Here is a 25,286-nt window from a genome sequence, read left to right as displayed (position 1 = left end):
GCCCGCCCGTGCGCATTGCGATGATCTCCGAGCACGCCAGCCCGCTCGGCGTGGGCGACCAGCACGCCCACGTCGCCGACCTGTCCACCGCGCTCGCCGATCTCGGGCACGAGGTGCGGGTCTACACCCGCCGCACCGATCCGGACGTGGCCGAGGTCGTTCCGGTCGCCGACGGGGTGCGGGTGGTGCACGTGCCGGCCGGCCCGGCGCGCCCGCTGCCGGACGAGGAGCTGCTGCCGCACATGGCGGAGTTCGCCCGGCTGCTCAGCGAGCAGTGGCGGGGCGACGGCTGGACGCCGGACGTGGCGCACGCGCACTTCTGGACCAGCGGCCTGGCCGCGGTGACCGCCGCCAAGCAGATCGACATCCCGGTGGTGCAGTCGTTCCACGAGATCGGCGCGATCGACCCGTACCGCGCCGGACCGTCCCGCACCGGTTACGAGCGGGCGCTCGGCCGGGCCGTCGACCGGGTGGTCGCGCAGAGCCAGGACGAGGTGCTCGGCCTGGTCCGGATCGGGGTGCCCCGGGCCCAGCTGACCGTGGTCCCGGCCGGCGTGGACAGCCAGCGGTTCACTCCGGAGGGCCCGGCCGTGCCGCGCGACCCGGAGCGGCCGCGCATCCTCTCGGTCGGCAAGCTGGTCGAGCACAAGGGCTTCGGCGACGTCATCCAGGCGATGCGCTACGTCCCCGGCGCCGAGGTGGTGGTGGTCGGCGGCCCGCCGGCCGACCAGCTCACCGCCGACCCGGGCGCCAAGTCGCTGCGCGCGCTCGCCGAGCGGTTCCAGGTCGCCGACCGGCTCCGGCTGGTCGGCGCGGTCCCGCACCGGGACATGCCGAGCTGGTATCGCTCCGCCGACCTGCTGGTCGCCGCGCCCTGGCAGGAGCAGTTCGAGCGGTCCGCGCTGGAGGCGATGGCCTGCGGCGTGCCGATCGTCGGGACCGCGGTGGGCGGGCTGACCGAGACCGTGGTCGACGGCCTGACCGGTGACCTGGTGCCGGCCCGGGACCCGCGGGCGCTCGGCGGCGCGGTCCGCCGCCTGATCAACGACAAGGTGCGGCGTTTCACGTACGCCACGGCGGCGCTGGACCGGGCCCGGCAGGCGTACTCCTGGAAGCGCGTCGCCGCCCAGATCGGCTCGGTCTACTCGGCGGTGACCGGCCTGCGCCGGACCAGCGCCGAGCCGGAGGCGGTGGGGTAGTCGTAGGCGGCCATCCACCGGTTGGTGGATGGCGACGATCGCTCGCTGGTCGATTCGGGCACCCCGGGCGATCCGTGACGCTGGACGCATGGCAGTCATCGAGGTCAGCAACCTCACCAAGCGTTACGGGGACACCGTCGCGGTCCGCGACGTGTCGCTCGCCGTCGAGGACGGCGAGATCTTCGGCATCCTGGGACCGAACGGCGCCGGCAAGACGACCACCGTCGAGTGCGTCGCCGGCCTGCGGGCCCCGGACGGCGGCACGATCCGCGTGCTGGGCCGCGCTCCGCGCGATCCCTCGCTGCGGGCCGAGGTCGGCGTGCAACTCCAGGAGTCCCAGCTCCAGGAGAAATTGACGGTACGCGAGGCGCTGGAGCTCTACAGCGCGTTCTACCGGGCGCCGCGCGGCTGGCGCGAGCTCGCCGGGGAGCTGGGCCTGGACGGGAAGCTGCGCACGGCGTACGGAAAGCTCTCCGGTGGTCAGAAACAACGCCTCTCGATCGCGCTCGCGCTGATCGGCAACCCGCGGATCGCCGTCCTGGACGAGCTGACCACCGGCCTGGACCCGCAGGCCCGCCGGGACACCTGGGGCCTGATCGAGTCGGTCCGGGACCGTGGCGTCACCGTCGTGCTGGTCACCCACTTCATGGAGGAGGCCGAGCGGCTCTGCGACCGGATCGCGGTGATCGACAAGGGCGCGGTGGTCGCCCTGGACACCCCGGCCGGCCTGGTCGAGCGGACCCAGACCGAGCAGGTCATCCGGTTCCGCCCATCGGCTCCGCTGGACGACGCCCTGCTCACCGTCCTGCCCGAGGTGCGCGAGGTGCGGCGCCACGGCGACCTGGTCGAGGTGGCCGGCGCCGGCAACCTGCTCTACGCGGTCACCTCGGTGCTCGCCGTCCACCGGATCGTCGCCGGTGACCTGCGCGTCGAGCAGGCCAGCCTCGACGACGCCTTCGTCCGCCTGACCGGCAACGGGACCCAGGAGTGACCATGAACGTCTTCGTCAAGCTCACCCGGACCGAGCTCAAGCTGTACCTGCGCGAGCCGGTCGCGGTCTTCTTCGCCCTGCTCTTCCCGACCATCCTGGTCGTCATCCTGGGCTGCATCCCGGCGTTCCGCGAGCCGTCCCCGGAGCTCGGCGGCGCCCGCACCATCGACGTCTACGTCGGCATCGCGATCGCGCTGAGCCTGGCGATGGTGGGTCTGCAGAGCATGCCCATGGCGCTGGCCACGTACCGGGAGCGCGGGGTGCTGCGCCGCTTCGCCACCACCCCGGTCCGGCCGATCACGCTGCTCGGCGCCCAGCTGACCGCGATGGTGCTGATCGCCCTCGCCTCGTCCGTGCTCTGCGTCGCGGTCGGCTACCTGGCCTTCGACGTCCCGCCGGCCGGCAACCTCCTGGGGTTCCTGCTCGCGTTCCTGCTCACCGCGGCCGGCGTGTTCGCGATCGGGCTGCTGATCGCGGCCGTGGCGCCGAGCGGCAAGGCCGGCAACGCGATCGGCACCCTGCTCTTCTTCCCGTCGATGTTCTTCGCCGGCCTGTGGCTGCCCCGCGAGTTCATGCCGGACGTCGTGCAGCGGATCGGCGACTACACGCCGCTGGGCGCCGGCGAGCGGGCCCTGCACGAGGCGATGGGCGGCAGCTGGCCGAACGCGCTCTCCTCGGTCGTGCTGCTCGGCTATCTGGTCCTGTTCGGACTCGGCGCCGCGCGCCTGTTCCGCTGGACCTGAAAGACTGGGCTCGGACGACCGGGGAGGCATCGATGGACGGCAGGACCGGGAGCGCGGTGCGCACCGACTGGAGCGAGCACCGCCTGCTCGGCGTGGCCGGTGGCCTGCTGGCCGCCTCGACCCTGCTGGCGGTGGTGACCCGGTCCATCCCGCTGCCGATGCAGTCGCTGCCGACCACCTTCGCGGTCGCCGCCGCCACGGCCACGCTGCTCGGGATCTGGCGCCTGGCGCCGGCCGCCGGCAAGCGGCACCCGGCGGTGTCGGTGCTGTTCTTCGCGGTCTTCATCGGCCTGGCCGCGCTGCTGGTGTGGTGCCACCCGCTCTACGGCTTCTTCGTCTGGACCGGCTACCTCTTCACCGTCTACACGCTGCCCGGCTGGTGGCGGCTGCTCGGCGCGGCGTCGGTCGCGTTCGTCACCGCGGCCTCCCAGTCCGGCGGGTTCGCGACCCTGCGGACCGGCGGCGGCGCGGCCCTCTTCGGCTTCCTGTTCCTCTGCAACGCCGGCATCTCCATCGCGATGACCCGGATGGAGAGCGTCAAGGAGCTCACGGCGATCCGTCGCAACGAGATCATCGACGCGCTCGCCGAGGCGAACGCGAAGCTGGAGACGGCCCTCAGGGAGAACGCCGGCCTGCACGCCCAGCTGCTGGCCCAGGCGCGGGAGGCGGGCGTGCTGGACGAGCGGCAGCGGATGGCCGGGGAGATCCACGACGTGCTGGCCCAGGGCCTGACCGGCATCGTCACCCAGCTGGAGGCCGCCGAGGCGCACCCCGGCGAGCGGGACCGGCACCTGGCCGCGGCGAAACGCCTGGCCCGGGAGAGCCTGACCGAGGCCCGCCGGTCGGTGCGGGCGCTGCGCCCGCACCACCTGGACGACGCGGGACTGCCGGACGCGCTCGGCGAGGTGGTCGAGAGCTGGTCCGGTCTGCACGGCGTCCGTGCCGACCTGATCACCACCGGCCCCGCGCGGCGGTTGCTTCCGGAGATCGAGACGACCCTCCTGCGGACGGCCCAGGAGGCGCTGGCCAACGTCGCCCGGCACGCCAACGCCGACCGGGTCGGACTGACGCTCTGCTACATGGAGGACATGGTGACCTTGGACGTCCGCGACGACGGCGACGGCTTCGACCCGGACGAGCCACGGGAGCTGACCGAGAGCGGCGGGTTCGGGCTGGGCGGGATCCGTGAGCGGCTCGTCCGGATCGCCGGCTCCCTGGAGGTCGAGTCGGAACCGGGCGGCGGCACCGCGCTGTCGGTCTGCGTCCCGGCGATCGGGCTCGGGGGTGCCGGGTGATCGGGCTGCTCATCGTCGACGACCACCCGGTGGTCCGGGACGGGCTGCGCGGCATCTTCAGCGGGGACGACCGGTTCACCGTGCTGGGCGAGGCGGGGAACGGGCAGGAGGCGCTCGCGGTGGCCGCCACGGTCGGCCCGGACGTGATCCTGATGGACCTGCGGATGCCGGTGCTGGACGGGGTGAGCACCATCCGGGCGCTCAAGGCGGCGGGGTCGCCGGCCCGGGTGCTGGTCCTCACCACGTTCGACACCGACCGCGACGTGCTGCCGGCGGTCAAGGCCGGGGCGACCGGTTACCTGCTCAAGGACGCGCCGCGCGAGGAGCTGTTCCGGGCGGTGGTGGCCGCCCACCGCGGGGAGTCGGTGCTGTCGCCGTCGGTGGCGGGGCGGCTGATGGGGCGGCTGCGGGCGCCGGCCGGGGAGAAGGAGCCGTTGAGCCAGCGGGAGCTGGAGGTGCTGACCCTGATCGCGCGGGGGTGCAGCAACCGGGAGACGGCCGGGAAGCTGTTCATCAGCGAGGCGACGGTGAAGACGCATCTGCTGCACGCGTACGCGAAATTGGGTGTCCGCGACCGGGCCGCCGCCGTCGCCGCGGCCTTCGAACGCGGCCTGCTGGGCCGCGAGGAGCGAGGCTAGCCGAGCGGCCCGCGCGGTGACCGGGCCGCATCCGGTTCCGGCTGCCGGTCGGGTCCGGTCAGGAGGACCAGGGACTCGGCCGGCTCGGACTCCTCGGTCTCGGGGTCGCCGTGCGCCACTCTCCTCCCCTCGAGCAGGCGCGCAGCGCCGAACAGCACCGCGCCGACGCAGAGCACCTGGCCGGAGAAGACGAAGGCGTGCCCGGCGAGATCGGCCCGGTCCTTGGCCACCAGCAGGGTGACCAGCAGGACGATCCCGGACCCGACCGATCCGATCACGCCGACCGCCACCATCACGGAGGCCAGACCGCGGACACCCCTGCCGAGCGAGCCCATCACGCCCCCTTTGATCGACCGTGACGCATGAGGATAGTGATGCGCCACAGGCCCATTGTCGCCGGACCGTCAGGTCGCCGCCTCCCGGAAGCGCGCCGCCGCCCCGCCGGAGATCGGCCGGCCGTGCCCGAAGACCGCGTGCCCGAAGTCGCGCTCGGCCAGCCGGGCCAGACTTTCCGCAGCCCGCGCCGGGTCCTCGGCGGCCCGCGGGGCGGTCACCCGGCCGTCCGCAACGGTCGCGGCGTCCCCGGCGAACAGCACCCCGCCGGCCCGGTCCAGCAGGAACGACAGGTGCCCGCGGGTGTGCCCGGGCGTGTGCAGCGCGGTGAACCCGGGCACCGGCTCGGCGCCGTCACCGACCACCTTGTCTACCTTGGTCGGCTCGACCTTGGCGAGCCGGCGGAACAGGAAGCGCCGCAGCCGGCCCTCCGGCTCCGGCGCCTGCTCCGAGCCGGCCACGTGGAACGCCTCGGCGCCGTGCGCGACCAGCGTGGCGCCGGTCCGGGCGCGCAGGTCGGCCGCGCTGCCCGCGTGGTCGGGGTGGTGGTGGGTGAGCAGGATGGCCCGCACCTCGCCGAGCGACCGGCCGACGCCCTTGAGCGCGCGCTCGATCACCGGTGCCTGGCGGGGCAGTCCGGTGTCGACCAGGACCAGCCCGTCGTCCGTGACGACCAGGTGCACATTGACGATTCCGAGGCGGAGCTCGAAGACTCCGTCGACCACTTCCCGCACGCCGGAAAGTGTCTCAGGAGCGGTGCCGGTACCACGTGACCGCCTCCCGGCGGTCGCGCACACCCAGCTTGGCCAGCACCGCGGCCACGTGGGCGTCGACGGTGCGGACCGACAGGACCAGCTCGGTGGCGATCTCCGGGTTGCTGTGCCCGGCCGCGAGCAGGCGCAACACCTCCAGCTGCCGCCCGGTCAGCCCGGCCGGGTTGTCCCGGGTGGCCGGGCGGGGGCCGCGCGGGACCCCGGTGACCCCGCGGTCGCGCAGTCGCTGCCGCAGCCGCCGGGCCAGCGGGACGGCGCCCATCGCGTCCAGGTCGGCCACCGCGGCGAGCAGGTCGGCCGGGTCGTCGCTGTGACTGAGAGCGACGGCTGCTTCGTACCGGAAACCGGTTGTGATCCACCCGGCGGCCGCCGCCCGGACCGCACCGTCGGTCTGGAGCCGGTAGAAGTGCGATTTCTCCGGCAGCGGGACCGCCGCGCCGAGCCGCAGCAGCCAGTAGCCGAAGCCCTCCTCGCGGAAGACCGGCCGATAGGCCGGCGCGAGCCGGGCCGCGGCCGTGTGGTCACCGCGCAACCAGGCCGCCTCCGCCATGGCCGCGCCGGCCGGGCCGACCCGCTGCGCCTCACCGATCGTGAGGGCCACCGACCAGGCCTCGCCGATCAGCGCCTCGGCGCCCGGACGGCCGCTGCGCAGCCGGGCCAGTCCCTGCACGACCAGCGCCGTGCAGCGCATGTTGGGCGGCGCGTCGAGCGCCCAGGCGGCCTCGCGCTCGGCGTCCGCCCACTCGGCGCGGGCCAGGTGCAACCGGCCCCGGCCCAGGTGCAGGTAGCGCAGGAAGCCCAGCACCTCGTTGCGCTCGCAGTAGTCGATCGCCTCGGTCAGCACCCCCGCGGCCTCGCCGATGCGCAGATAGTCGATCAGCATCCAGGAGATGTTCGTGTAGGCGCGGGCGGCGTGGTCGACCTCGCGGGCGGCCAGTGCCACGGCCAGGCTCTCGTCCAGCAGCGCCCGGCCCCGGTCCGGCTCGCCGGCCTCCCAGCGGGCGAACCCGACGTTGTTCAGCGCGTGCGCCAGCACCCCGTCCGCGCCGGCCGAGCGGGCCAGCGCGATCGCCCGGTCGCCGGCCTCGATCGCCTCGGCCGCCTGCCCGTTGAGCACGTGCAGCTGGGCCTGGTTGCTGAGGCCGAAGGCGAGCGCGGCCGGGTCGCCCGCGGCGGCCAGCACCGACACCGCCTCGTCCGCGCACCGCTCCGCCTCCGGTCGCTCGCCGGCCCACCAGTGCAGCCGGGACAGCCGGCGCAGGGCCAGCCCGAGCGCGGCCGGATCGGCCAGTTCCCGGCGCAGCGCCAGGGCGGCACGCTGCTCGGTCACCGCCCGGGACGCGTCGGCCAGCAGGTAGAGCTCCTCGGCGTACCCCTCCAGCAGGTCCGCTCGCGGACCCGGCGGGAAGGCCGCGGCCCGGTCCAGCGCGAGCCGGTAGTGCGCCGCCGCCTCGCGATGCGCGCCGGCCCCGGCCGCCTCGGCCGCGGCGGCCGGCGCCCACCGGATGATCAGATCGTCGTCCCCGGCCTCGGCCGCGTGGTGTACCAGCCGCGACAGGTCAACCCCGCCGCGGTCGCGGAGGGCGGCGACCACCCTCTGGTTCGCCACGATCTTTTCGTACGCCGTGAGCACCGCCACCACGGCCCGCCGGGTCAGCTCGTGCCGGAACGCCACCCGTCCCGGTGCCACCAGCAGCAGCCCGCGCCGCTCCGCCTCGGCCAGCGTGCCCAGCCCGCCCGGCACCACCGCCTCGACCAGCCACCGCTCCACCGCGTTCGGCACCACCGCGAGCGTCCCCAGCGCCGCCCGGCAGCCGTCGTCGAGCCCCAGCAGCCGGGCGTGCACCGCCTCGGTCACGGTGGCCGGCACCGCCTCCGCGTCGCCCGCGCCGAGCACCTCGGTGACGAAGAACGGGTTGCCCGCGGTGACCGAGAAGACCCGCTCGGCGTCCAGCCCGTGGTCGCCGACCAGGGCCTTGACCGCGTCCGCCGAGAGCCGGGACAGCGGCAGCCGGTGCACCGGGGCCGCCCTCGCGAGCACCTGGTGCAGGTGGTGCCCGGCGTCCACCTCGTCGTCCCGGTAGGTCAGCACCAGCACCACCGGCAGCGTGGCGATCCGCCGGACCAGGAAGTGCAGCACGTCCAGGGTGGCCTCGTCGGCCCAGTGCACGTCCTCGACGACCAGCACCGTGGGATGCCCCGGCCAGTCCAGCTCGGCCCGGAGCGCCTCCAGCACCCGGCCCCGGTCGCCGGACGCGAGGGCCGCGGTCAGCCCGGTGCCGACCCGGCCGGTCAGGTCCCGCAGCGGGCCCAGCACCCGGGGCGTGGCCAGGTCGTCGCACCACCCGGTGAGCAGCCGCCCCTCGGCCGGCAGCACCGAGCGCACCGCGGCGGCCACACTGGACTTGCCGATCCCGGCCTCGCCGGTGACCAGCACGACCGAGCCCTGCCCGGCGCGTGCCCGCCGGGCGGCGGCGGCCAGCTCGGCGAGTTCGTGGTCGCGCTCCAGCAGCGCCATGGGCGCGAGTCTAGATGCGGATTTAGGTAGGCCCGGCCGCCGAGCTAGGTAGCCGACACCGATTTCCCCGCTGCGGCGCGTCCGTAGAAACGAGTGCATGGATGAGAACAAGCTGATGGAGTTCGTGCACACGTTCGTCGGCGACCTGGGCGCCACCATCGCCGCCGGTGGGGTGGTGCTCGGTGACCGGCTCGGCCTGTACCGCGGGCTGACCGCCGGCCCGGCGCTGCCCGAGGAACTGGCCGAGCGGACCGGGACCGCGCCCCGATACGTCGAGGAGTGGCTGCGCGGCCAGGCGGCCGGCGGCTACGTCACCTACGACCCGGCCACCGGGCGGTACTCGCTCACCGAGGAGCAGGCGTTCGCGCTGACCGACCCGGACGGGCCGATCTTCGCGCCCGGCGCGTTCCAGCTCGCGCTCGGCGCGCTGCGCGCCCAGCCGCGGATCGAGGACGCGTTCCGGTCCGGGCAGGGGGTGGGCTGGCACCAGCACGACGAGGACGTGTTCACCGGGTGCGAGCGGTTCTTCCGGCCCGGGTACAGCGCCAACCTGGTCACCGACTGGCTGCCGGCGCTCGACGGGGTGGTGCCGCGCCTGGAACGGGGGGCGCGCGTCGCGGACGTGGGCTGCGGGCACGGGGCGTCGACCGTGCTGATGGCGAGCGCGTACCCGGCCTCCGCGTTCGCCGGCTCGGACCTGCACGCCGGGTCGATCGACCAGGCGCGCAAGCGGGCCGCCGACGCCGGGCTGGACTCCCGCGTCACCTTCGAGGCGGCCGGCGCCCAGACCTTCACCGGCGGCCCGTACGACCTGGTCACCACGTTCGACGCGCTGCACGACATGGGCGACCCGCTGGGCGCCGCCCGGCACGTGCGCTCCCAGCTGGCCCCGGACGGCACCTGGATGATCGTGGAGCCGGCCGCCGGGAACACGGTCGAGGCCAACCTGAACCCGGTCGGACGGGTCTACTACTCGTTCTCCGCCTACCTGTGCGTGCCGAACGCGCTCTCCCAGGAGGGCGGCTACTCGCTGGGCGCGCAGGCCGGCGAGGAGCCGATCCGGCGGCTGGCCGCGGACGCCGGGTTCACCCGGTTCCGCCGTGCGGCCGAGACCCCGTTCAACATCGTCTACGAGGCCCGGCCCTGAACTATTTACCAACCGGAAAGATCGGGTAGAGGGGTGGTGGGAGGTCATCGGCCCGGCGGTGCGAAAGAATGCGCTGTCGGCTGCCGACGAAAGCGAAAGGAAACCCCGAGTGACGGACGAACCGCTCTACGCCAAGCTGGGCTTCACCGACGCCGAGTGGGGGCTGCTGGTCGGCCTCCCGCACGCGGTGCTCACCGCGGCGAGTGCCGCCACCCACGACAGTGCCCGCAAGACCCGGGCCGAGAGCGCGGCCGGACTGAGCCGCATCTCGGACGCCCGCGCCTCGGCGAGCACCCTGGTCACCGCGGTCGCCACGGCCGCCGTGGCCGAGGCCGGCGACCCGGAGCTCGGCGAGGAACCGCCGGTCATCGAGCCGGCCGACCCCGCCGGGTATGCCAGCGACGTTCTCGGCCGGGCGGCCGAGGCGGCCTCGCTGCTGTCGGCGAAGGCCTCGGTGGCCGACGCCGAGACCTACCGGCACTGGCTGCTGGAGATCACCGACGCGGTGGTCGGCGCCGCCTCGACCGGTGGCCTGCTCGGCATCGGCGCCGAGACGGTCACCGAGGACGAGCGGAGCTTCCGCGACCACCTGGCCGGCGCGCTGGCCGCCTGACCACCGGTGAGCCCGGGGCCAGCGCCCCGGGCTCACCGATGGTTAGCATGTGGGTCTCTCGGCGTGAGGAGACCTCGATGTCGCAGGTGGTCCGGTACACAGTCGACGACGGCACGGTCGTGCAGTTCGAGGTCGACCCGCCGGACGGATTCGAGCAGGCCTCCGCCGAGCGGATCGCCGGCCAGGTCCGCGCCGCGGTCGGCCCGGCCGTGGAGGCCGCCCGCGAGGTCCTCGACCGGGTGAAGGCACATGCCCCGGACGAGGTCGAGGTGAAATTCGGCATCAAGGTCACCGGCACCGCGAACTGGCTGGTGGCCAAGGCCGCGACCGAGGGGAACTTCGAGGTCACCCTGAAGTGGCAGCCCGGTAAGCGATGACCGGCGCGTCCGTCCCCGACGACACCTGGACCCTCGCGGTGCACGGGTCGCAGCGGGACGGACCGGGCGGGTTCGCGCCACTCGGGACGGCCGTGGCGATCGACACGCGGCGCGCGCTGACCTGCGCCCACGTGGTGCCGGACGGGGAGATCTGGGTCTCGTTCCCGAAAACCCTGCTGTGGGACGTACGCCACCGGGTGTCGCGAGTGGAGTGCCATCCGGGTGATCGGGCCATCGCGGACGTGGCGGTGCTGCACTTCGACCAGGACCTGCCGGTCGAGGTGGAGCCGGCCCGGCTGCGCGCGCCGGCGCCCCGGCTGCTGCGGAGTCTGCGCTGGTGGGCGTTCGGGTTCCCGGTCAGCAGCCGGCTGCACGGCAACGACGCCGAGGGCGTGATCGGCACCGTCCTGTCCCACGGCTGCGTGCGGCTCGACACCGATTCGGCCTATCCCGTCGAGGAGGGCTTCTCCGGGGCCGGCCTGTGGGTGAGCGAGTACGCCGCGGTCGTCGGCATCGTCGGCCGGGCCCGCAGCAGCTCGGCGAAGATCCGGCCGGGCGACGCGCAGGCGCTGACCCTGGCCCAGGCCGACGTCTTCCTCCCCGCCGCGAAACTGCGGGTGCTGGTCGACTGGCGGGCGGCCGACGCGGGCCCGGTGGCCCTGGCATCGTGGGGCTGGAAACTCGCGGCCGACCCGGACGCGGCGCGGCACTTCGACTCGCGGGCCCGCGGGGTGACGACCGCGGCCGAGCGGGGCAACCGATTCCGCGGGCGGGGCGCGGCGCTCCGGGCGATCGTCGACTGGCTGGGCCGCCCGGCGCCCGACCGGCGGGTGCTGGTGGTGACCGGATCACCCGGGGTGGGGAAGTCCGCGGTCCTCGGACGGATCGTGACCACCGCCGACGCCGAGTTGCGCCGGCGGCTGCCGTCCGGCGACACCGGGGTGCGGGCCGTGACCGGGTCGGTGGCCTGCGCGGTGCACGCGAAGGGCAAGACCGCGCACGAGGTGGCGGTGGAGATCGCCACGGCGGCGTCGGCGGCCCTGCCGGCGCGGCCGGAGGCGCTCGCCGAGTCGGTCGCGGACCGCCTGGAGGATCGGCCCGGGCGGTTCAACGTGGTGATCGACGCGCTGGACGAGGCGGACAGCGCGGACGAGGCGCGGGCGATCCTGAGCAAGGTGGTGCTGCCCCTGGTGCAGGCGTGCGCGGGGCGCGGGGTGCAGGTGGTGGTCGGCACCCGCCGCCACGACAGCCGGGGCAGCCTGCTGGACGGGCTCGCCGGGATGACCGAGCTGCTGGATCTGGACGACCCGCAGTGGTTCCAACTGGCCGACCTGCGGGAGTACACGCTGGCGACGCTGCGGATGGACGGCGATCCGCGGCCCGGCAACCCCTATGACGAGCCGGGGAACTCGTCGGCCGCGCTGGCCGTCGCGGACCGGATCGCCGAGCTGGCCGAGGGGAACTTCCTCGTCGCCGGGCTGGAGGCGCGCCGCCACGGGATGTATGCGACCCGGCCCGCCGACCCGAACGCGGTGATGCTGACGCCGACGGTGCACGCCGCGCTCTCCACGTATCTGTCGGTGCTGCCGCGGGTGGAGGATGTCCCGGCGGAGTTGGTGCTGGGTCCGCTGGGCTACGCGGAGTCTCCGGGTTGGACGATCGCGCTGTGGCAGGCCGCCATCGGGGCGCTCGGTGGCCGGGTCGGCGTGGACGCGCTGGCCGCCTTCGCCCGGTCGGCGGCGGCGAACTTCCTGGTGGAGACGTCGGATGAGGGCGGCGAGCCGGTGTTCCGGCTGTTCCACCAGGCGCTCAACGACGCGCTGCTGAGCCTGCGTGACGTCCGCGCTGACGAACGCGCGCTGACCGGTGTGTTCGCCGAGTTCGGGCGGGCCGGTGGCTGGGACCGGGCGCCGGCGTACCTGCTGCGGTCGCTGCCGGGCCACGCCGCCCGGGCCGAGCTGGTCGACGACCTGCTCGCGGACGACGACTACCTGCTGCACGCCGACCTGCTGCGACTGATCCCGGCCGCCGCCGACGCGCGCACCAAGAACGGGCAGGACCGGGCTCAGCTGTTGCGGCTGACGCCGCAGGCGTTCGGGGCGTCGCCACCCGAGCGGGCGGCGCTGCTCAGTGTCACCCAGGCCTTGCAGGGCGACGCCGCGACGATCGGCCATCCCCGGATGCCGTACCGGGCTGTCTGGGGACGTGCCGCTCCCCGGGTCGAACATGCCGCGCTGGAGGGGCACAGCGACTGGACCAGGGCGTTGTGCGCCCTCGATGTCGAGGGCCGGACCCTGCTCGCCTCCGGCAGCGACGACGAGACGATCCGCTTGTGGGACCCGGTCTCCGGTGCGACGCAAGCCGTTCTGGGGGCCGATGGCTTCGTGTACGGCCTGTGCGGGATCCGGGTCGGTGATCGGACGCTGGTCGCTGCCGCCGCCACCGGCACGACCGTCGAACTGTGGAACCCTCGGACCGGTACGGCCGACATCCTGCTCGATGGCCATACCGGTCTGGTGAACGCGGTCTGCGCGATAGCGATCGCGGGTCCGGAATTGCTGGCGTCGGCGAGCGACGACGGCACGATCCGGCTGTGGGACCCGGCGACCGCGGCGACGCATGCCGTGCTGACCGGCCACGACGGTCCGGTGAACGCGGTCTGTGCGCTTCCGGCCGCCGACGGCGTGCTGGTCGCCTCGGCCGGCGACGACGGGACAGTTCGGCTGTGGGACCCGATCACCGGTGCCGTGCGCGCCGTGCTGAACGGCCATGAGGGGGGAGCGCTCGCGGTGTGCCCGGTGCGGCACGACGGCCGGACGCTGCTCGCGTCCGGTGGCGAGGACGGCATCGTGCGGCTGTGGGATCCGGCCACCGGGACGGCCGGCACCGTCCTGCTCGGCCATGACCGCAGAATCATGGCGTTGTGCCAGGTGCCGACTCGGGACGGCGACCTGCTGGCCTCGGGCGGTGGCGATCGGACGATCCGGCTCTGGGACCTGTCCACCGCCACGATCCGCGCGGAACTGCCGGGGCACACGGACTGGGTCCGCGCGCTGTGCCCGGTGCGGGCCGGTGGCCGGACCCTGCTCGCCTCCGCGAGCGACGACTGGACGGTCCGGCTGTGGGATCCCGAGCCGGGGGCCGTCCGAGCGGCCCTGGAGAGCCAGGACATCTCCGCCGTGTGCGCGGTTCGCGCCGGTGATCGATCTCTGGTGGCCACCACCGACTCCAGGCTGACATTGCACCTCTGGGATGCGGCGACCGGTGCCTCGATTCCCGTGGCGGAGCAGGAGGGATGGTTCGCCTTCGCACTGTGCGCGGTTTCGCCCGGTGACGAGCCGCTCGTCTGCGTCGCCGAGAGCGGACCGGTGCGGATCTGGGATCCGGTGCGCGACCGGACGGTCCGCTTGCTGCAAGGGCACACCGGCGACGTGACCGCGGTCTGCCCGGTCAACCTCGGCGGCCGGCCCATGGTCGCCTCCGCCGGCATCGATCAGACGATCCGGCTGTGGGACACGATGACCGGCGACCTGCATGCCGCTGCACCGATCCCCGATGCCGGCATGGTGAGAGCGATCTGCGAGGTGCCGGTCGCCGGCCGGACCGCTGTCGCCTTCGTCATGGGCAGCGGGCTCCGGCTGTGGCACCCGGACACCGGCCGGATACAGGACGTGGCGGACGAGTTCGAGGAAGTGGACAGGGCGCTGTGCGCCGTGTCGTTCGACGGCCGGTCGTTGCTCGCCTATGCGGATATGAGCAGGTCGATCCGGCTGTGGGACCCGGTCACCGGCACCGCGTACGCGTCCCTGTCGGGCCACAACGAAGAGGTGACCGCGCTCGGTTCCCTGACGATCGGCGGCCGGACGCTGCTCGTCTCCGCGAGCGCCGACCGGACCGTCCGGCTGTGGGATCTGGCCACCCACCACTCCACCGACATCGCGATCCACTGCCCGGTGAACTGTTGCGCGACCGTGGGAGAGAGCCTGGCGATCGGAACCAGCAGCGGCCTGCTGATGATCCAGCCGTCGGCGGACTACGCCTGATCCGGTGGGCGCCAGCTGAGGATCGGATCCATCTGGCGCAGGATCAGGTCCGGGCCGAGCCGGCCGGCCAGGGACATCCCGGTGTTCCGCAGCCACTCGGCGACCGGGTTGGCCAAGCCCGCCATCCGGGTGACCCGGCGCGACGCCTGTGCCACGGCCGTCGTCCGCGGCACCCGCTCGGCGGAGTATCGCGGCAGGTCCATCGCGTGGGCGGCCAGCACCGCGGCGTCCTCGATCGCCTGGCACGCGCCCTGCCCCAGATTCGGGGTCATCGCGTGCGCCGCGTCTCCCAGCAACGCCACCCGGCCTTGATGGAAGCTCGGCAGCGGCCGCTCCAGACACCTGATGTCCGTCCGGGTCACCGACGAAGCCGCCGCGATCAGCGACGGGATCGGCTCGTGCCAGGAACCGAAGTGCCGGGCCAGCTCGGCGAGCTCGTCCTCCGCCCGGCCGCCCGCCTCCGCCGGGGCGGTCGCGTAGCAGTACACCCGGCCGTCGCCGAGCACCACGACCCCGAAGACCTTCCCGGAACCCCAGGTCTCACTCGGCGTCACGGTTCCGCCCGGATGCGGTACCACGAGACGCCAGCTGGTCAGCCCGGTATACGTGGCGCCGGGGTGATCCGGGAACAGCCTCCGGCGTACCGGGGAATTGATCCCGTCGGCCGCGACCACCAGATCGGCCGTCAGCGGACCAGCATCCGTGACCACCGTCCCGCTCTCCGGGTCGACGTCCGAAACCGATCGGCCAAGGTGGAGCGCCCCGGGCGTCAGCCCGGACGCCAGCACCTCCACCAGCGTCGCTCGATGCACCGCGATCACCGGATCGCCGAACCGCTCAGCGGCCCGATCCCCGTCGCTGCGGGCGATCCAAGCGCCGTCGGGCCGCCGGATCCCGGCCGTCCCGCCGATCCCGGACAGTCCGCGCAGCCTGTCGCCGAGACCGAAAGTGTCCAGTGTGCGCAGTGCGTTGGGCGCGACCGCCAGCCCGGCGCCGACCTGCTCCAGCGCGGGTGCCCGCTCGCACACCGTCACCTCCCAGCCGCGCCGCTGGAGAGCCACCCCGGCGGCCAGGCCACCGACCCCCGCCCCGATCACCGTCGCCCGCGCCATGTCCCCGATCCTGCCATGCTGGACGGGTGCCGATCGTCGACGAGTACGCGCAGGGCCGCCCGGCGCCGCCGCTGCGGGGACAGGTCGCGTTCTACTCCGGTTACCGGCAGCGGGGCCTGCCGCCCGGCCGGCATCGGGGGCTGCCGTCGCCCTACCTCACGCTGATCTTCACGATGGACGAGCCGTTGGTGATCGCCGAGCATCCGGACGCCCGGCAGGCGCCGGGCGCCTACGGCGCGCTGCTCGGCGGGCTGCACCTGCGGCCGGCGACGATCACGCACGACGGGCGGCAGTCGGGTGTGCAGGTGGCGCTGCACCCGCACGGCTGCCGTGAGCTGCTCGGCCTGCCCGCCGGTGACCTGGCCGGCCTCGACGTGGACCTGGCCGCCGTGCTGGGCGACGCGCCCGTCGCGGCGATCCGGGAGCGGCTCTGCGCGGCGCCGGACTGGCCGGCCCGTTTCGCGATCCTGGACGCGGTGTTCGGTTCGCTGCGCCACGCCCGGGCGGCCCGCTCCCACCTCGCGCTGTCCTCCGGCGGCTCGCCGCATCCGGCCCGGGACGGCGCCGAGCGGGTCGGGTACGTCTGGGCGGCGCTGCGCCGGGGCGGCCCCGTCTCGATCGCCGACCTGGCCGCGCAGGTCGGCTGGACGCCGCGGCACCTCACCGACCGGTTCCGCGCCGAGCTGGGCCTGCGCCCCAAGGAGGCGGCCCGGGTCGCTCGCTTCGACCGGGCCCGCCGCGCCCTGCGCCCCGGTGTCCGCCTCGCCGCGCTGGCCGCCGAGCACGGCTACGCCGACCAGTCCCACCTGGTCCGGGATTTCCAGGCGTTCGCCGGGTGCGCGCCGTCGCGCTGGTTGTCGGACGAGTTCGGTTTCGTCCAAGCCGCGGCCGCCGCCGGCGACCACGATGGCATCCATGACTGATCAGAAGACAGCACCGCCCCCGCAGGTCTGGCCCACGCTGCGGGCGACCGACGCCCGCGCCCTGATCCGCTTCCTGGTGGACGCGTTCGGTTTCGAGGAGACGGCCGTCCACGGTTCCGGTGACCGCGTCGACCACGCCGAGCTGGCCTGGCCACCGGGCGGCGGCATCATGCTCGGCTCGGTCCGCGACGACGACAACCCGTGGCGCCTGGACCCGGGCACGTTCGGCGCCTACGTGGTCACCGACGAGCCGGACAAGCTCTTCGAACGGGCCCGCGCCGCCGGGGCGACGATCGTCCGGGAGCCGGCCGACACCGATTACGGCTCCCGCGACTTCGCCGTCCGCGACCCGGAGGGCAACCTCTGGTCCTTCGGCACCTACCGCGGCGAGCCCCGCTGATCGGTTCCGGCCCGCCGGCCCTCGAGACCGCTGCTTTCCGGTACGGCCTGAGCGCTCAAGTCGTACCGGAAAGGGGTTGTGCTCGTGGTTCAGGCGGCGGTCAGCAACTGTTGCTCGACGACGACGGGCACGCTCAGCGTCTTGTAGCCGACCGAGTCGAAGAGGACGGTCATCTTCTCCTCCTCGTAGCCCATCACCATGCCGGTGCCCCACTCGCCGTGCCGGACCTGGCTGTGCACCGGGAACGGGCCCTCCGCCTCGGCCGCGCTGACCGCCTCGGCGCTGCCGTCCGCGCAGTTGTCGCAGTGGCCGCAGTTGCGGCGGATCTCCTCGCCGAAGTAGGCGAGCAGCGTCTCGGTGCGGCACTGCCGGCTCTCGGCGAAGCCGCGCATCATGTCGGTGCGGGATTTGATCACGGCCTGCTGCCGTTCGTGTTCCGCGACGGCGGCCTTGACGGCCGCGGCCGGCAGCGGTGCGCCGGGCGGTGCCACCAGTTTGTTGCCCTTTTCGGTACGCACGGCGCCTGCCTGTTCGAGCAGCGCCAGATACTGTCCGAGCCGGCGCTGACCGATCCCGGTCGCCTTCTGCAACGCGGTCTTGGTCGTCGGTCCCTTGTGCAGCGCCTTGGCCAGCTCGCGCAGCTCGTCCGGGTCCGGCCCGCCGCCGTTGAAGAAGCGCTGGATCGCCTCGTCCTCGGCCCGCCAGAGCAGCAGCACCCGGCCCGGCTCGCCGTCCCGTCCGGCCCGCCCGATCTCCTGGAAGTAGCTGTCCGGCGAGTCGGGCAGCGCCATGTGCGCCACCCAGCGGATGTTCGGCTTGTCGATGCCCATGCCGAACGCCGAGGTGGCCACCATGATCTCCACCCGGTCCTCGGTGAAGTCCTCGTGCCGTTGCTCGCGCAGCCCGGCCGCCATCCCGCCGTGGTAGTACTCCGCGGAGTACCCGGCCTCGGTCAGCTTGGCGGCCAGTTCCTCGGCCGCGCGGCGGGTGGCGACGTAGACGATGCCCGGCCGCTGCCCCTCGTCCAGCAGCGTGGTCAGCCGCCGCCACCGGTACGCCTCGTCCGGGCAGTGGGTGACCTCGACGAACAGGTTCGGCCGGTCCAGCCCGGAGACGTGGATCTCCGGATTGCGCAGCCGGAGCCGGGCGATGATGTCCTCGCGGACCGGCGGTGACGCGGTCGCGGTCAGCGCCAGCACCGGCGGCCGGCCCAACTCCTTGATCATGTCGCCGAGGGCCAGGAAGTCCGGCCGGAAGTCGGGACCCCAGGCCGAGATGCAGTGCGCCTCGTCGATCGCGACCAGGCCGGGCTTGAGCGACTTCACCTCGGCCAGCCGTTCCGGGTTGGCCAGCTGCTCCGGGGTGATGAAGAGGAACTCGGCCCGGCCGGCCCGGATCTCCTCGATCGCGGCCTGCTGCTCGCGGGGCGTCTCGGCGGAGCTGACCCGGACCGCGCGCACCTTCGGGTCGTTGCGCTCGTTGAGCGCGGCGATCTGGTCCTGCTGGAGGGCCAGCAGCGGGGAGACGACCACGGTCGGGCCGGGCAGCAGCACCGCCGGGATCTGGTAGATCGCCGACTTGCCGGCGCCGGTGGGGAGCACCACCAGGGCGTCCTTGCGGCGCAGCACGGCGCGCATCGGCTTGAACTGGCCGGGTCGCAGGGACGGCCACCCGAAGTGGGTGCGGGCCACCTTACGCAGGCGGGGGCCGTAGATCGGGAGTCTCATCGGGGCGCCTGTGTACCCCTATTTGCCGCGGAACATGCGGCGGATCGCCCAGAGCAAGAAGATCACGGCCAGCGCGACGCCGAGCAGCTTGACGGCGTGCACCTGCGACCAGTCGACGGTGGCTTCCGCGAGGGGGGTGAGCGGCACGACGCCACTCTACCGACCATTCGCCTGAGCTAATAGAAAGGTTTGTTGACTAATGTGTGTGGCGGGTGTGACCATAGGTCCCCGAACGGGGGAGAACGTTCACATAGACGTTCGCGCACGTAGACGGAGGTACGGGGGATCATGTCCAAGCACGGCGAATTGCCGGAACTTGCCGCTGCGGTTCTCCAGCCGGGCTTCGTCGGCACCTCCGCGCCCGACTGGGTCCGTCGCTGGCTCGGCGCCGGCCTCGGCGGGGTGGCGCTCTTCGCGCGGAACGTCGAATCGCCCGAGCAGGTCGCCGCGCTCACCGCGCAGCTGCGCGCCGAACGGGCCGACGTCATCGTGGCCATCGACGAGGAGGCCGGGGACGTCACCCGGTTCGAGTCCCGGCTGGGCAGCTCCCGCCCGGGCAACCTGGCGCTCGGCGCGATCGACGACCCGGAGCTGACCGAGGCGGTCGCCCGGGACCTGGGCCGGGACCTGGCCGCGGCCGGCATCACGCTGGACTACGCGCCGGACGCCGACGTCAACAACAACCCGGACAACCCGGTCATCGGGGTACGCGCGTTCGGCGCCGAGCCGCTGCTGGTGGCGCGGCACACGGCCGCTTTCACCCGGGGGATCCAGGCGTACGGCGTGGCCGCCTGCGCCAAGCACTTCCCCGGGCACGGCGACACCGCCGTCGACTCGCACCACGACGTGCCGCTGATCACCCAGAGCCTCGCCGAGCTGGCCGCCATCGAGCTGATCCCGTTCCAGGCCGCGATCGCCGCCGGCACCCGGGTGGTGATGACCGGGCACCTGCTCGTCCCGGCGTACGACGACAGCCTCCCCGCCACCCTCAGCCCGCGGATCCTCACCGGGCTGCTGCGCGAGGAGCTCGGCTTCGACGGGCTGATCGTCACCGACGGGATCGAGATGCAGGGCGTACGCCGCCGCTTCGGCCTGGAGGGTGCCACCGTGCGTGCCCTGGTCGCCGGAGTGGACGCGATCTGCGTGGGCGGCGACCACGCCGACGAGGAGACCGCGCTCCGGCTCCGGGACGCGATCGTCGCCGCGGTGCGCTCCGGTGAGCTGCCCGAGGAGCGGCTGCGGGACGCGGTCGCCCGGGTGCGGGCGCTCGGCGACTGGACCATGCGTACCCAGCGGGAGGCCGGCGTCGTCCACGGCGCCCGGCCCACCTCGCAGATCGGCTCGGACATCGGGTTCGCCGCGGCCCGCCGCGCGGTCCGGGTCACCCGGTCCGCGGGCGCGCCGGAACTGCCGATCGCCGGTGTCCCGCACGTCGTCGAGTTCGCGCCGCCGCGGAACATCGCGATCGGCAGCGAGACGCCGTGGGGGATCGGCGCGCCGCTCGCCGGGCTGCTGCCCGGCACCACCTCGGTCCGGTTCGACGCGGACGACCTGGCGGCACTCGGCGACCCGGTCGGCACGCTGCTGGCCGGCGCGGCCGGGCGGCCGCTCGTGCTGGTGGTCCGGGACGTGCACCGGCACCGGTGGATCGAGGACACCCTGGACCGGGTGCTCGAGGTACGCCCGGACGCGATCGTGGTGGAGATGGGCATCCCGATCAAGGTGGTCGGCGGCGTGCACCTGGCGACGTTCGGCGCGACCCGCGCGTGCGGGCAGGCCGCGGCGGAACTGATCGCGGGCGCGGTCGTGCCGGAGCCGATCGCCGCCTGACGCTCCGCGACCCCACCCGCGCCGCCAATGGGGGTGCATGCGCGGGTGGGGTCGCGGCGCTTCCCGGTTGTCCACAGGGGTCGTGCGGGATCTTGGCGATTGCGGGCAGACTGGTTGATGGGCTGGCGCCCCCTGGGCGGGCGGGGACTGATCAGTTGGCGACCAGGTCGGTGTATTCCGGGTGTTCGGTCAGGTAGTGGGCGAAGAACGGGCAGGACGGCACGATCCGCTGCCCACGGGAGCGGATCAGGTCCAGCGTCTGGCGCGCCAGCTCCCCCGCCAGGCCGCGCCCCCGCATGTCCGGGTGGGTCTCGGTGTGCAGCACGTCCACCACGTCGGTGCCGCGCAGCCGATAGCTGGCCAGCGCCGCCACCTCGCCGTCCACCAGCAGTTCGAATCGGTGCGCCGCGGTGTTGTCGTGGACCGGGTACTCGCTCACGAACAGCCTCCTCCAGGTTGATCCACAGCGTACGGTTGCTGATACTCCGTACCGTGAAAAGGGTGTTGATCTTCATGCCTCGCCGCCGCGCCGCCGCCCTCCTGGTCTCCGCCGCCCTCGGGGCGGCCCTGCTCACCGGGTGCAGTGACGACGTGAGCTGCGGCGTCGACCAGTGCACGGTCACCCTCCAGCGCGACACCAACGCCAGCGTCGAGGTGCTCGGGGTGGAGGCCGAGTTCGTCAGCGCCGACGACGACACGGTCACCCTGGAGGTGGCCGGCCAGCAGGTCACCCTGACCAAGGGGCAGCAGGCGGTCGAGGTCGGCGGACTCCAGTTCTCCCTGTCGAGCGTGACGAAGAGCGCGATCCAGGTACAGGTCTCGAAATAGCACGCGAGTTTGGCGGAGGGCCCGTCCGGTCACATTGAGGGGCATGTCCTCCACCACCTCGAACGTCAAATATCACGCGTCGCGCGCGGCGGACAGCAAGCCCTTGGAGTTCCTGGCCCGGGGCGGCTTCGTCGGGTACGGCATCATCCACCTGCTCTTCGCCTGGATCGCCCTCCAGGTCGCCCTCGGCAGCTCGGGCAAGGAGAGCGACCAGTCCGGCGCGCTCCAGGAGCTGGCCAGCCGCCCGTTCGGCAAGACGCTGCTGGTGATCATCGCGATCGGCCTGTTCGCCATGGCGCTCTGGCAGCTCTTCGAGGCGGTCGTCGGGGAGAGCGGCGAGCGGACCAAGAGCGCGATCGCCGAGCGGGTCATCTCCGGGATCCGGGCGGTCCTCTACGTCTACCTGGGCTGGATCGCGATCAAAGTGGTCCAGGGCGCGAACGCTTCGATGGGCGACAACTCGGAGAGCAAGTCGGCCGGGCTGATGCAGTCCGGTGGCGGCCGCTTCCTGGTCGGCCTGGTCGGCGTCGTGGTCGTCGGCGTCGGGATCGGGATCTTCGTCTACGGCTTCAAGCGCAAGTTCACCAAGCACCTGAACACCCAGCAGATGCCGCAGACCACCCGGCAGCCGATCATCCGGCTGGGCATGGGCGGCTACATGGCCAAGGGTGTCGCCTACGCGATCGCCGGGATCCTCTTCGTCACCGCGGCGGCGACCTTCGACCCGAACAAGGCGCGCGGCCTGGACGCGGCCCTGAAGACGCTGGCCGGCCACCCGTGGGGCGTCTGGCTGCTGGGCCTGATCGCGCTGGGTATCGCGGCCTTCGGGGTGTACTGCATGGCACAGGCGAAGTACCGCAAGATCTGACAGACACTCCGCGACGGCGGGTGTGAGCTGTATCCGACATCCGCCAGAACGGGTGTGTGCCCGGCACCAACCAGGGCAAGTTGGAGCGCTGGCACAACACTCGACCGTGGAGAGGAAAGTCCGTGTCCAGCGTTCTGACCGCCGTGCTCGGGGTCACGGGGGCCGCCGTCGCGGCCGTCGTGGTCGTCGAGGCGGCGCACCGGGTGATGCTCCGGGTCGGCCGCCGGTCGGCGCTCGCCGCCGAGCTGGCCAAGACCATGCACCGCCCGTTCCTGGTCACCGCCACACTCGTCGCCGTCCAGCAGGCGATCCGGGTGTTCGCCGGGGACTTCCCGGGCCGGTCCGGCGTGGTGCACGCGCTGGTGCTGCTCTGCATCGCCTCGTTCGGCTGGCTGGTGGCCGCGTTGCTGCTGGTGTGTGAGGACCTGGCGCTGGCCCGGTGGCGCACCGACGTACCGGACAATCTGCGCCGCCGGCGGCTCAAGACCCAGGTGGTGATGCTGCGCCGGGTCACCGTGGCGGCCATCGTGGTCCTGACCGCCGGCGTCATGCTGATGACGTTCCCGGACATCCGGGCGCTGGGCGCCAGCGTGCTCGCCTCGGCGGGACTGGTCAGCGTGATCGCGGCGCTCGCCGCGCAGAGCACGCTCGGCAACGTCTTCGCCGGGATCCAGCTGGCGTTCAGCGACGCGATCCGGGTGGACGACGTGGTCGTGGTGGAGCAGGAGTGGGGGCGGATCGAGGAGATCACGCTGACCTACGTCGCGGTGCAGATCTGGGATGACCGGCGGCTCATCCTGCCCACCTCGTATTTCACCACCAAGCCGTTCCAGAACTGGACCCGGTCCAGTTCGGCGGTGCTCGGCACGGCGGAGATCGACGTGGACTGGTCCACCCCGATCGAGCCGCTGCGCGCCGAGCTGCGCCGGGTCTGCGAGGGATCCGAGCTGTGGGACCAGCGGGTCTGCGTGCTCCAGGTGACCGAGGCGATCGGCGGGATGATCCGGCTGCGGGCCCTGATCAGCGCGGCCGACGCGGGCGCCCTGTGGGATCTGCGCTGCCTGGTCCGGGAGCAGCTGGTCGGCTGGATGTGGGAGAACCAGCGTGGCGGCCTGCCCCGGATGCGCGCCCAGCTGGACGAGATGGACGACGGGGTGGCGCGGGTGCGGCAGTCTCGGAGGGCGGACGTCTCCCCGGACTCCCGGGTGTTCAGCGGCGGTGACGACGCGGAGGCGCGGGGCGCGGCCTTCGGGGGCGCGGAGGGGCACGGTGACACTGTTCCGACCGCTGCCGGAGTTTCAGGATTGAGCGGCAGGTGAACAGGGCATAAACGACACAGCGAAAGGGGGAACGATGGCCGATCTGCTCAACGGGCGGGCGACCCGACCGTTGTCCGAGCAGTCCACCGCGGAGCTGGTGCAGCGCGCCGGCGAACAGCTCAGCAAACTGGTCCGGGACGAGTTGACCCTGGCCAAGGCCGAGCTCGCGGAGAAGGGTAAACACGCCGGGATCGGCGCCGGCCTGTTCGGCGGCGCGGGCGTGTTCGCCGGATACGGTGTGGGTGCCCTGATCGCGACCGCGATCATCGCCCTGAGCCTGGTCTGGCCGCTCTGGCTGGCCGGCCTGACGGTCACCGTGGCGGTCTTCCTGATCGCCGGCGTCCTGGCGCTGATCGGCCGCTCCCAGTTCCGCCGGGCCACGCCGGCCGAGCCGCAGGCCGCGATCGAGGGCTTGAAAGCCGATGTCGACGAGGTCAAGAGCGCGGTGGAGCGTGGACGGGCATGAGCGAAAGTAACGGGACTACCGCCAAACCGGATCTGGTGGCGTTGCGCGCCGAGATCAAGCAGACCCGGGCCGAGCTGGGCGACACCGTGCAGGCCCTGGCGGCCCGCACGGACGTCAAGGCCCGTGCCCGGGAGCAGGTGGTGCAGGTCCGCGAGCGGGTCCGGGTGAATCAGACGCCGCTCGTACTGGTGGCGGCCGGGCTCGCGGCGGTTGTCGGAGTGATCCTGATCGTGCGGGGGAGGCGGCGCTGATGGGCGGAAAACTGGAGAAGGTCGCGCTCAAACCGGTGAACCTGGCCCTCGGCCTGGCCGCCGGCGCCATCGCCGGCGTGCTGTTCAAGCAGGCGTGGAAACTGGCGTCGGGACAGGACGACGCGCCGGACGCCGGCGACGAGGATCGGGGCTGGGGCGAGGTGCTCGCCGCGGCCGCCCTGCAGGGCGCGATCTTCGCGGTGGTGCGGGCCGCGGTCCATCGAGGTGGCGCGGTCGGGGCCCGGCGGCTGACCGGTCACTGGCCCGGCTAGATCATCAGGCGCATAGACAGGAGTCTTGACGGCTCCCCACTTCGTAACCATGAAGTGGGGAGCCTTTTCCATATCTGCCACGCTTTATTGGATTCCTTCGAGGGGCAGCTTTCCGGCCCGATTTTCGGGTACAGTGTGGCCAGTTTTTGCGTACGTGGTTCGCTGCTTCCGTCAGGCGGCGGGACACCGGCCCTTCCCGGGAGGGCCACGAGGTGTCGCAAAGCCGAGCGGAGGGGACGTCCTCTGAAAGGGCCGCCTCGCGGCGCCGCTGCTCGAAAACGGTCATCGGCCCCGCGCTCCGCTGCCGCGTAGGGCGGGCCGGCATTTTCAGAAGGAGAGTTCAGCATGGCGCAAGGAACCGTGAAGTGGTTCAACGCAGACAAGGGCTTCGGCTTCATCACCGTCGACGGCGGGGGTGCTGACGTGTTCGTCCACTTCTCGGCCATCCAGACGAGCGGCTACCGCACTCTGGAGGAGAACCAGCGGGTGGAGTTCGAGATCGCCCAGGGCCAGAAGGGCCCGCAGGCGGAGCAGGTTCGCCCGCTCTGAGACCAATCCGCCGGTCGCGAGGCCGGCACGCCGGCCGCCTGGCGGAGGCCGGCCTGACCGGTGGCCCCGCA

At 73.1% G+C, this 25,286-nt stretch carries 26 protein-coding genes; 19 read left to right on the top strand and 7 right to left on the bottom strand.

Annotated features, from left to right (window positions below; translation table 11 throughout):
• Nucleotides 1–8 precede the first annotated feature (8 nt).
• The 5 genes from Aiant_RS11290 to Aiant_RS11270 all read left to right on the top strand — a co-directional run bounded on the left by Aiant_RS11290 (nucleotide 9) and on the right by Aiant_RS11270 (nucleotide 4,866).
• Nucleotides 9–1,199 (top strand): glycosyltransferase, encoded by a 1,191-nt coding sequence (locus Aiant_RS11290; RefSeq protein ID WP_189333253.1) that lies wholly within the window; start codon nucleotides 9–11, stop codon nucleotides 1,197–1,199.
• Between the two features lie 88 nt (nucleotides 1,200–1,287).
• A complete protein-coding gene (locus Aiant_RS11285) occupies nucleotides 1,288–2,190 on the top strand; it encodes an ABC transporter ATP-binding protein (protein WP_189333254.1) in 903 nt (300 codons plus the stop codon).
• Between the two features lie 2 nt (nucleotides 2,191–2,192).
• Nucleotides 2,193–2,933 carry an ABC transporter permease gene (locus Aiant_RS11280; RefSeq protein WP_189333255.1) on the top strand — a complete coding sequence of 247 codons (741 nt, stop codon included), beginning with the start codon at nucleotides 2,193–2,195 and terminating at the stop codon, nucleotides 2,931–2,933.
• Between the two features lie 32 nt (nucleotides 2,934–2,965).
• Nucleotides 2,966–4,228 (top strand): sensor histidine kinase, encoded by a 1,263-nt coding sequence (locus tag Aiant_RS11275; protein ID WP_189333256.1) that lies wholly within the window; start codon nucleotides 2,966–2,968, stop codon nucleotides 4,226–4,228.
• Complete coding sequence (locus tag Aiant_RS11270; RefSeq protein WP_189333257.1) at nucleotides 4,225–4,866, top strand: response regulator; 642 nt, start codon at nucleotides 4,225–4,227, stop codon at nucleotides 4,864–4,866. Before Aiant_RS11275 ends, Aiant_RS11270 begins: the two co-directional genes overlap by 4 nt.
• Here the strand turns inward: Aiant_RS11270 and Aiant_RS11265 are convergent.
• From Aiant_RS11265 to Aiant_RS11255, 3 genes are all read right to left on the bottom strand, one after another.
• Nucleotides 4,863–5,201: a hypothetical protein gene (locus Aiant_RS11265; protein ID WP_189333258.1), complete on the bottom strand. Its 339-nt coding sequence runs from the start codon at nucleotides 5,199–5,201 to the stop codon at nucleotides 4,863–4,865. The genes Aiant_RS11270 and Aiant_RS11265 overlap by 4 nt on opposite strands.
• Nucleotides 5,202–5,270: 69 nt before the next feature.
• Nucleotides 5,271–5,933 carry an MBL fold metallo-hydrolase gene (locus Aiant_RS11260; protein ID WP_229830690.1) on the bottom strand — a complete coding sequence of 221 codons (663 nt, stop codon included), beginning with the start codon at nucleotides 5,931–5,933 and terminating at the stop codon, nucleotides 5,271–5,273.
• A gap of 13 nt (nucleotides 5,934–5,946) precedes the next feature.
• On the bottom strand, nucleotides 5,947–8,490 hold the full coding sequence (locus Aiant_RS11255; protein ID WP_189333259.1) for an ATP-binding protein: 2,544 nt from the start codon (nucleotides 8,488–8,490) through the stop codon (nucleotides 5,947–5,949).
• A gap of 97 nt (nucleotides 8,491–8,587) precedes the next feature.
• Here Aiant_RS11255 and Aiant_RS11250 point away from each other — a divergent pair, with 97 nt between their 5' ends.
• The 4 genes from Aiant_RS11250 (at nucleotide 8,588) to Aiant_RS11235 (ending at nucleotide 14,670) form a co-directional block, all read left to right on the top strand.
• Nucleotides 8,588–9,637: a class I SAM-dependent methyltransferase gene (locus tag Aiant_RS11250; protein WP_189333260.1), complete on the top strand. Its 1,050-nt coding sequence runs from the start codon at nucleotides 8,588–8,590 to the stop codon at nucleotides 9,635–9,637.
• Between the two features lie 109 nt (nucleotides 9,638–9,746).
• On the top strand, nucleotides 9,747–10,250 hold the full coding sequence (locus Aiant_RS11245) for a hypothetical protein (RefSeq protein ID WP_189333261.1): 504 nt from the start codon (nucleotides 9,747–9,749) through the stop codon (nucleotides 10,248–10,250).
• Nucleotides 10,251–10,327: 77 nt separating this feature from the next.
• A complete protein-coding gene (locus tag Aiant_RS11240) occupies nucleotides 10,328–10,627 on the top strand; it encodes a CU044_2847 family protein (RefSeq protein WP_189333262.1) in 300 nt (99 codons plus the stop codon).
• Complete coding sequence (locus Aiant_RS11235; RefSeq protein WP_189333263.1) at nucleotides 10,624–14,670, top strand: AAA family ATPase; 4,047 nt, start codon at nucleotides 10,624–10,626, stop codon at nucleotides 14,668–14,670. Before Aiant_RS11240 ends, Aiant_RS11235 begins: the two co-directional genes overlap by 4 nt.
• Here Aiant_RS11235 and Aiant_RS11230 read toward each other — a convergent pair.
• Nucleotides 14,661–15,782 (bottom strand): FAD-dependent monooxygenase, encoded by a 1,122-nt coding sequence (locus Aiant_RS11230; RefSeq protein WP_189333264.1) that lies wholly within the window; start codon nucleotides 15,780–15,782, stop codon nucleotides 14,661–14,663. The two genes, Aiant_RS11235 and Aiant_RS11230, sit on opposite strands and share 10 nt — an antisense overlap.
• Before the next feature lie 26 nt (nucleotides 15,783–15,808).
• Between Aiant_RS11230 and Aiant_RS11225 the strand changes: the two genes are divergently transcribed.
• On the top strand, nucleotides 15,809–16,705 hold the full coding sequence (locus tag Aiant_RS11225; protein ID WP_229830692.1) for an AraC family transcriptional regulator: 897 nt from the start codon (nucleotides 15,809–15,811) through the stop codon (nucleotides 16,703–16,705).
• The gene (locus tag Aiant_RS11220; protein WP_189333265.1) at nucleotides 16,698–17,105 is read left to right on the top strand and encodes a VOC family protein; all 408 of its coding nucleotides are present in this window, start codon (nucleotides 16,698–16,700) and stop codon (nucleotides 17,103–17,105) included. Before Aiant_RS11225 ends, Aiant_RS11220 begins: the two co-directional genes overlap by 8 nt.
• Nucleotides 17,106–17,194: 89 nt before the next feature.
• Here the strand turns inward: Aiant_RS11220 and Aiant_RS11215 are convergent, their stop codons facing one another.
• A complete protein-coding gene (locus tag Aiant_RS11215) occupies nucleotides 17,195–18,832 on the bottom strand; it encodes a RecQ family ATP-dependent DNA helicase (protein WP_189333266.1) in 1,638 nt (545 codons plus the stop codon).
• An 18-nt stretch (nucleotides 18,833–18,850) separates the two neighbouring features.
• On the bottom strand, nucleotides 18,851–18,979 hold the full coding sequence (locus Aiant_RS46470) for a hypothetical protein (protein ID WP_268248820.1): 129 nt from the start codon (nucleotides 18,977–18,979) through the stop codon (nucleotides 18,851–18,853).
• Between the two features lie 141 nt (nucleotides 18,980–19,120).
• On the opposite strand from Aiant_RS46470, the gene Aiant_RS11210 reads away from it, so the two are divergent.
• Nucleotides 19,121–20,662, top strand: coding sequence for a glycoside hydrolase family 3 protein (locus tag Aiant_RS11210; RefSeq protein WP_189333267.1), 1,542 nt, complete (start codon nucleotides 19,121–19,123; stop codon nucleotides 20,660–20,662).
• Between the two features lie 151 nt (nucleotides 20,663–20,813).
• On the opposite strand, the gene Aiant_RS11205 is transcribed toward Aiant_RS11210, so the two are convergent.
• Entirely contained in the window at nucleotides 20,814–21,101 is a 288-nt protein-coding gene (locus Aiant_RS11205; protein ID WP_189333268.1) for a GNAT family N-acetyltransferase, read from the bottom strand.
• Between the two features lie 53 nt (nucleotides 21,102–21,154).
• On the opposite strand from Aiant_RS11205, the gene Aiant_RS11200 reads away from it, so the two are divergent.
• From Aiant_RS11200 to Aiant_RS11170, 7 genes are all read left to right on the top strand, one after another.
• Nucleotides 21,155–21,490 (top strand): hypothetical protein, encoded by a 336-nt coding sequence (locus tag Aiant_RS11200; RefSeq protein ID WP_425322666.1) that lies wholly within the window; start codon nucleotides 21,155–21,157, stop codon nucleotides 21,488–21,490.
• Nucleotides 21,491–21,533: 43 nt separating this feature from the next.
• On the top strand, nucleotides 21,534–22,358 hold the full coding sequence (locus Aiant_RS11195; protein ID WP_189333269.1) for a DUF1206 domain-containing protein: 825 nt from the start codon (nucleotides 21,534–21,536) through the stop codon (nucleotides 22,356–22,358).
• 122 nt (nucleotides 22,359–22,480) lie between these two features.
• Complete coding sequence (locus Aiant_RS11190) at nucleotides 22,481–23,677, top strand: mechanosensitive ion channel family protein (RefSeq protein WP_229830694.1); 1,197 nt, start codon at nucleotides 22,481–22,483, stop codon at nucleotides 23,675–23,677.
• A 34-nt stretch (nucleotides 23,678–23,711) separates the two neighbouring features.
• A complete protein-coding gene (locus tag Aiant_RS11185; RefSeq protein ID WP_189333270.1) occupies nucleotides 23,712–24,143 on the top strand; it encodes a phage holin family protein in 432 nt (143 codons plus the stop codon).
• Nucleotides 24,140–24,394 (top strand): DUF3618 domain-containing protein, encoded by a 255-nt coding sequence (locus Aiant_RS11180; RefSeq protein WP_189333271.1) that lies wholly within the window; start codon nucleotides 24,140–24,142, stop codon nucleotides 24,392–24,394. The genes Aiant_RS11185 and Aiant_RS11180 overlap by 4 nt, the downstream gene beginning before the upstream one ends.
• Nucleotides 24,394–24,666 (top strand): DUF4235 domain-containing protein, encoded by a 273-nt coding sequence (locus tag Aiant_RS11175; RefSeq protein ID WP_189333272.1) that lies wholly within the window; start codon nucleotides 24,394–24,396, stop codon nucleotides 24,664–24,666. Before Aiant_RS11180 ends, Aiant_RS11175 begins: the two co-directional genes overlap by 1 nt.
• A gap of 345 nt (nucleotides 24,667–25,011) precedes the next feature.
• Nucleotides 25,012–25,215 (top strand): cold-shock protein, encoded by a 204-nt coding sequence (locus tag Aiant_RS11170; protein WP_011905669.1) that lies wholly within the window; start codon nucleotides 25,012–25,014, stop codon nucleotides 25,213–25,215.
• The last annotated feature ends 71 nt before the right edge of the window (nucleotides 25,216–25,286 follow it).

Origin of the sequence: Actinoplanes ianthinogenes, assembly GCF_018324205.1 — a bacterium.
GTDB lineage: Bacteria > Actinomycetota > Actinomycetes > Mycobacteriales > Micromonosporaceae > Actinoplanes > Actinoplanes ianthinogenes.
Note: the sequence above shows the minus strand (reverse complement) of the source record. Positions and strands in the feature narration are given on the sequence as shown.

Coding starts and splice junctions, on each gene's coding strand:
- Aiant_RS11265 (WP_189333258.1), bottom strand. CDS start 5,201: ATGGGCTCGCTCGGCAGGGGTGTCCGCGGTCTGGCCTCCGTGATGGTG.
- Aiant_RS11215 (WP_189333266.1), bottom strand. CDS start 18,832: ATGAGACTCCCGATCTACGGCCCCCGCCTGCGTAAGGTGGCCCGCACC.
- Aiant_RS11175 (WP_189333272.1), top strand. CDS start 24,394: ATGGGCGGAAAACTGGAGAAGGTCGCGCTCAAACCGGTGAACCTGGCC.
- Aiant_RS11220 (WP_189333265.1), top strand. CDS start 16,698: ATGACTGATCAGAAGACAGCACCGCCCCCGCAGGTCTGGCCCACGCTG.
- Aiant_RS11170 (WP_011905669.1), top strand. CDS start 25,012: ATGGCGCAAGGAACCGTGAAGTGGTTCAACGCAGACAAGGGCTTCGGC.
- Aiant_RS11285 (WP_189333254.1), top strand. CDS start 1,288: ATGGCAGTCATCGAGGTCAGCAACCTCACCAAGCGTTACGGGGACACC.
- Aiant_RS11185 (WP_189333270.1), top strand. CDS start 23,712: ATGGCCGATCTGCTCAACGGGCGGGCGACCCGACCGTTGTCCGAGCAG.
- Aiant_RS11230 (WP_189333264.1), bottom strand. CDS start 15,782: ATGGCGCGGGCGACGGTGATCGGGGCGGGGGTCGGTGGCCTGGCCGCC.
- Aiant_RS11255 (WP_189333259.1), bottom strand. CDS start 8,490: ATGGCGCTGCTGGAGCGCGACCACGAACTCGCCGAGCTGGCCGCCGCC.
- Aiant_RS11180 (WP_189333271.1), top strand. CDS start 24,140: ATGAGCGAAAGTAACGGGACTACCGCCAAACCGGATCTGGTGGCGTTG.
- Aiant_RS11195 (WP_189333269.1), top strand. CDS start 21,534: ATGTCCTCCACCACCTCGAACGTCAAATATCACGCGTCGCGCGCGGCG.
- Aiant_RS11280 (WP_189333255.1), top strand. CDS start 2,193: ATGAACGTCTTCGTCAAGCTCACCCGGACCGAGCTCAAGCTGTACCTG.
- Aiant_RS11240 (WP_189333262.1), top strand. CDS start 10,328: ATGTCGCAGGTGGTCCGGTACACAGTCGACGACGGCACGGTCGTGCAG.
- Aiant_RS11250 (WP_189333260.1), top strand. CDS start 8,588: ATGGATGAGAACAAGCTGATGGAGTTCGTGCACACGTTCGTCGGCGAC.
- Aiant_RS11210 (WP_189333267.1), top strand. CDS start 19,121: ATGTCCAAGCACGGCGAATTGCCGGAACTTGCCGCTGCGGTTCTCCAG.
- Aiant_RS11275 (WP_189333256.1), top strand. CDS start 2,966: ATGGACGGCAGGACCGGGAGCGCGGTGCGCACCGACTGGAGCGAGCAC.
- Aiant_RS11235 (WP_189333263.1), top strand. CDS start 10,624: ATGACCGGCGCGTCCGTCCCCGACGACACCTGGACCCTCGCGGTGCAC.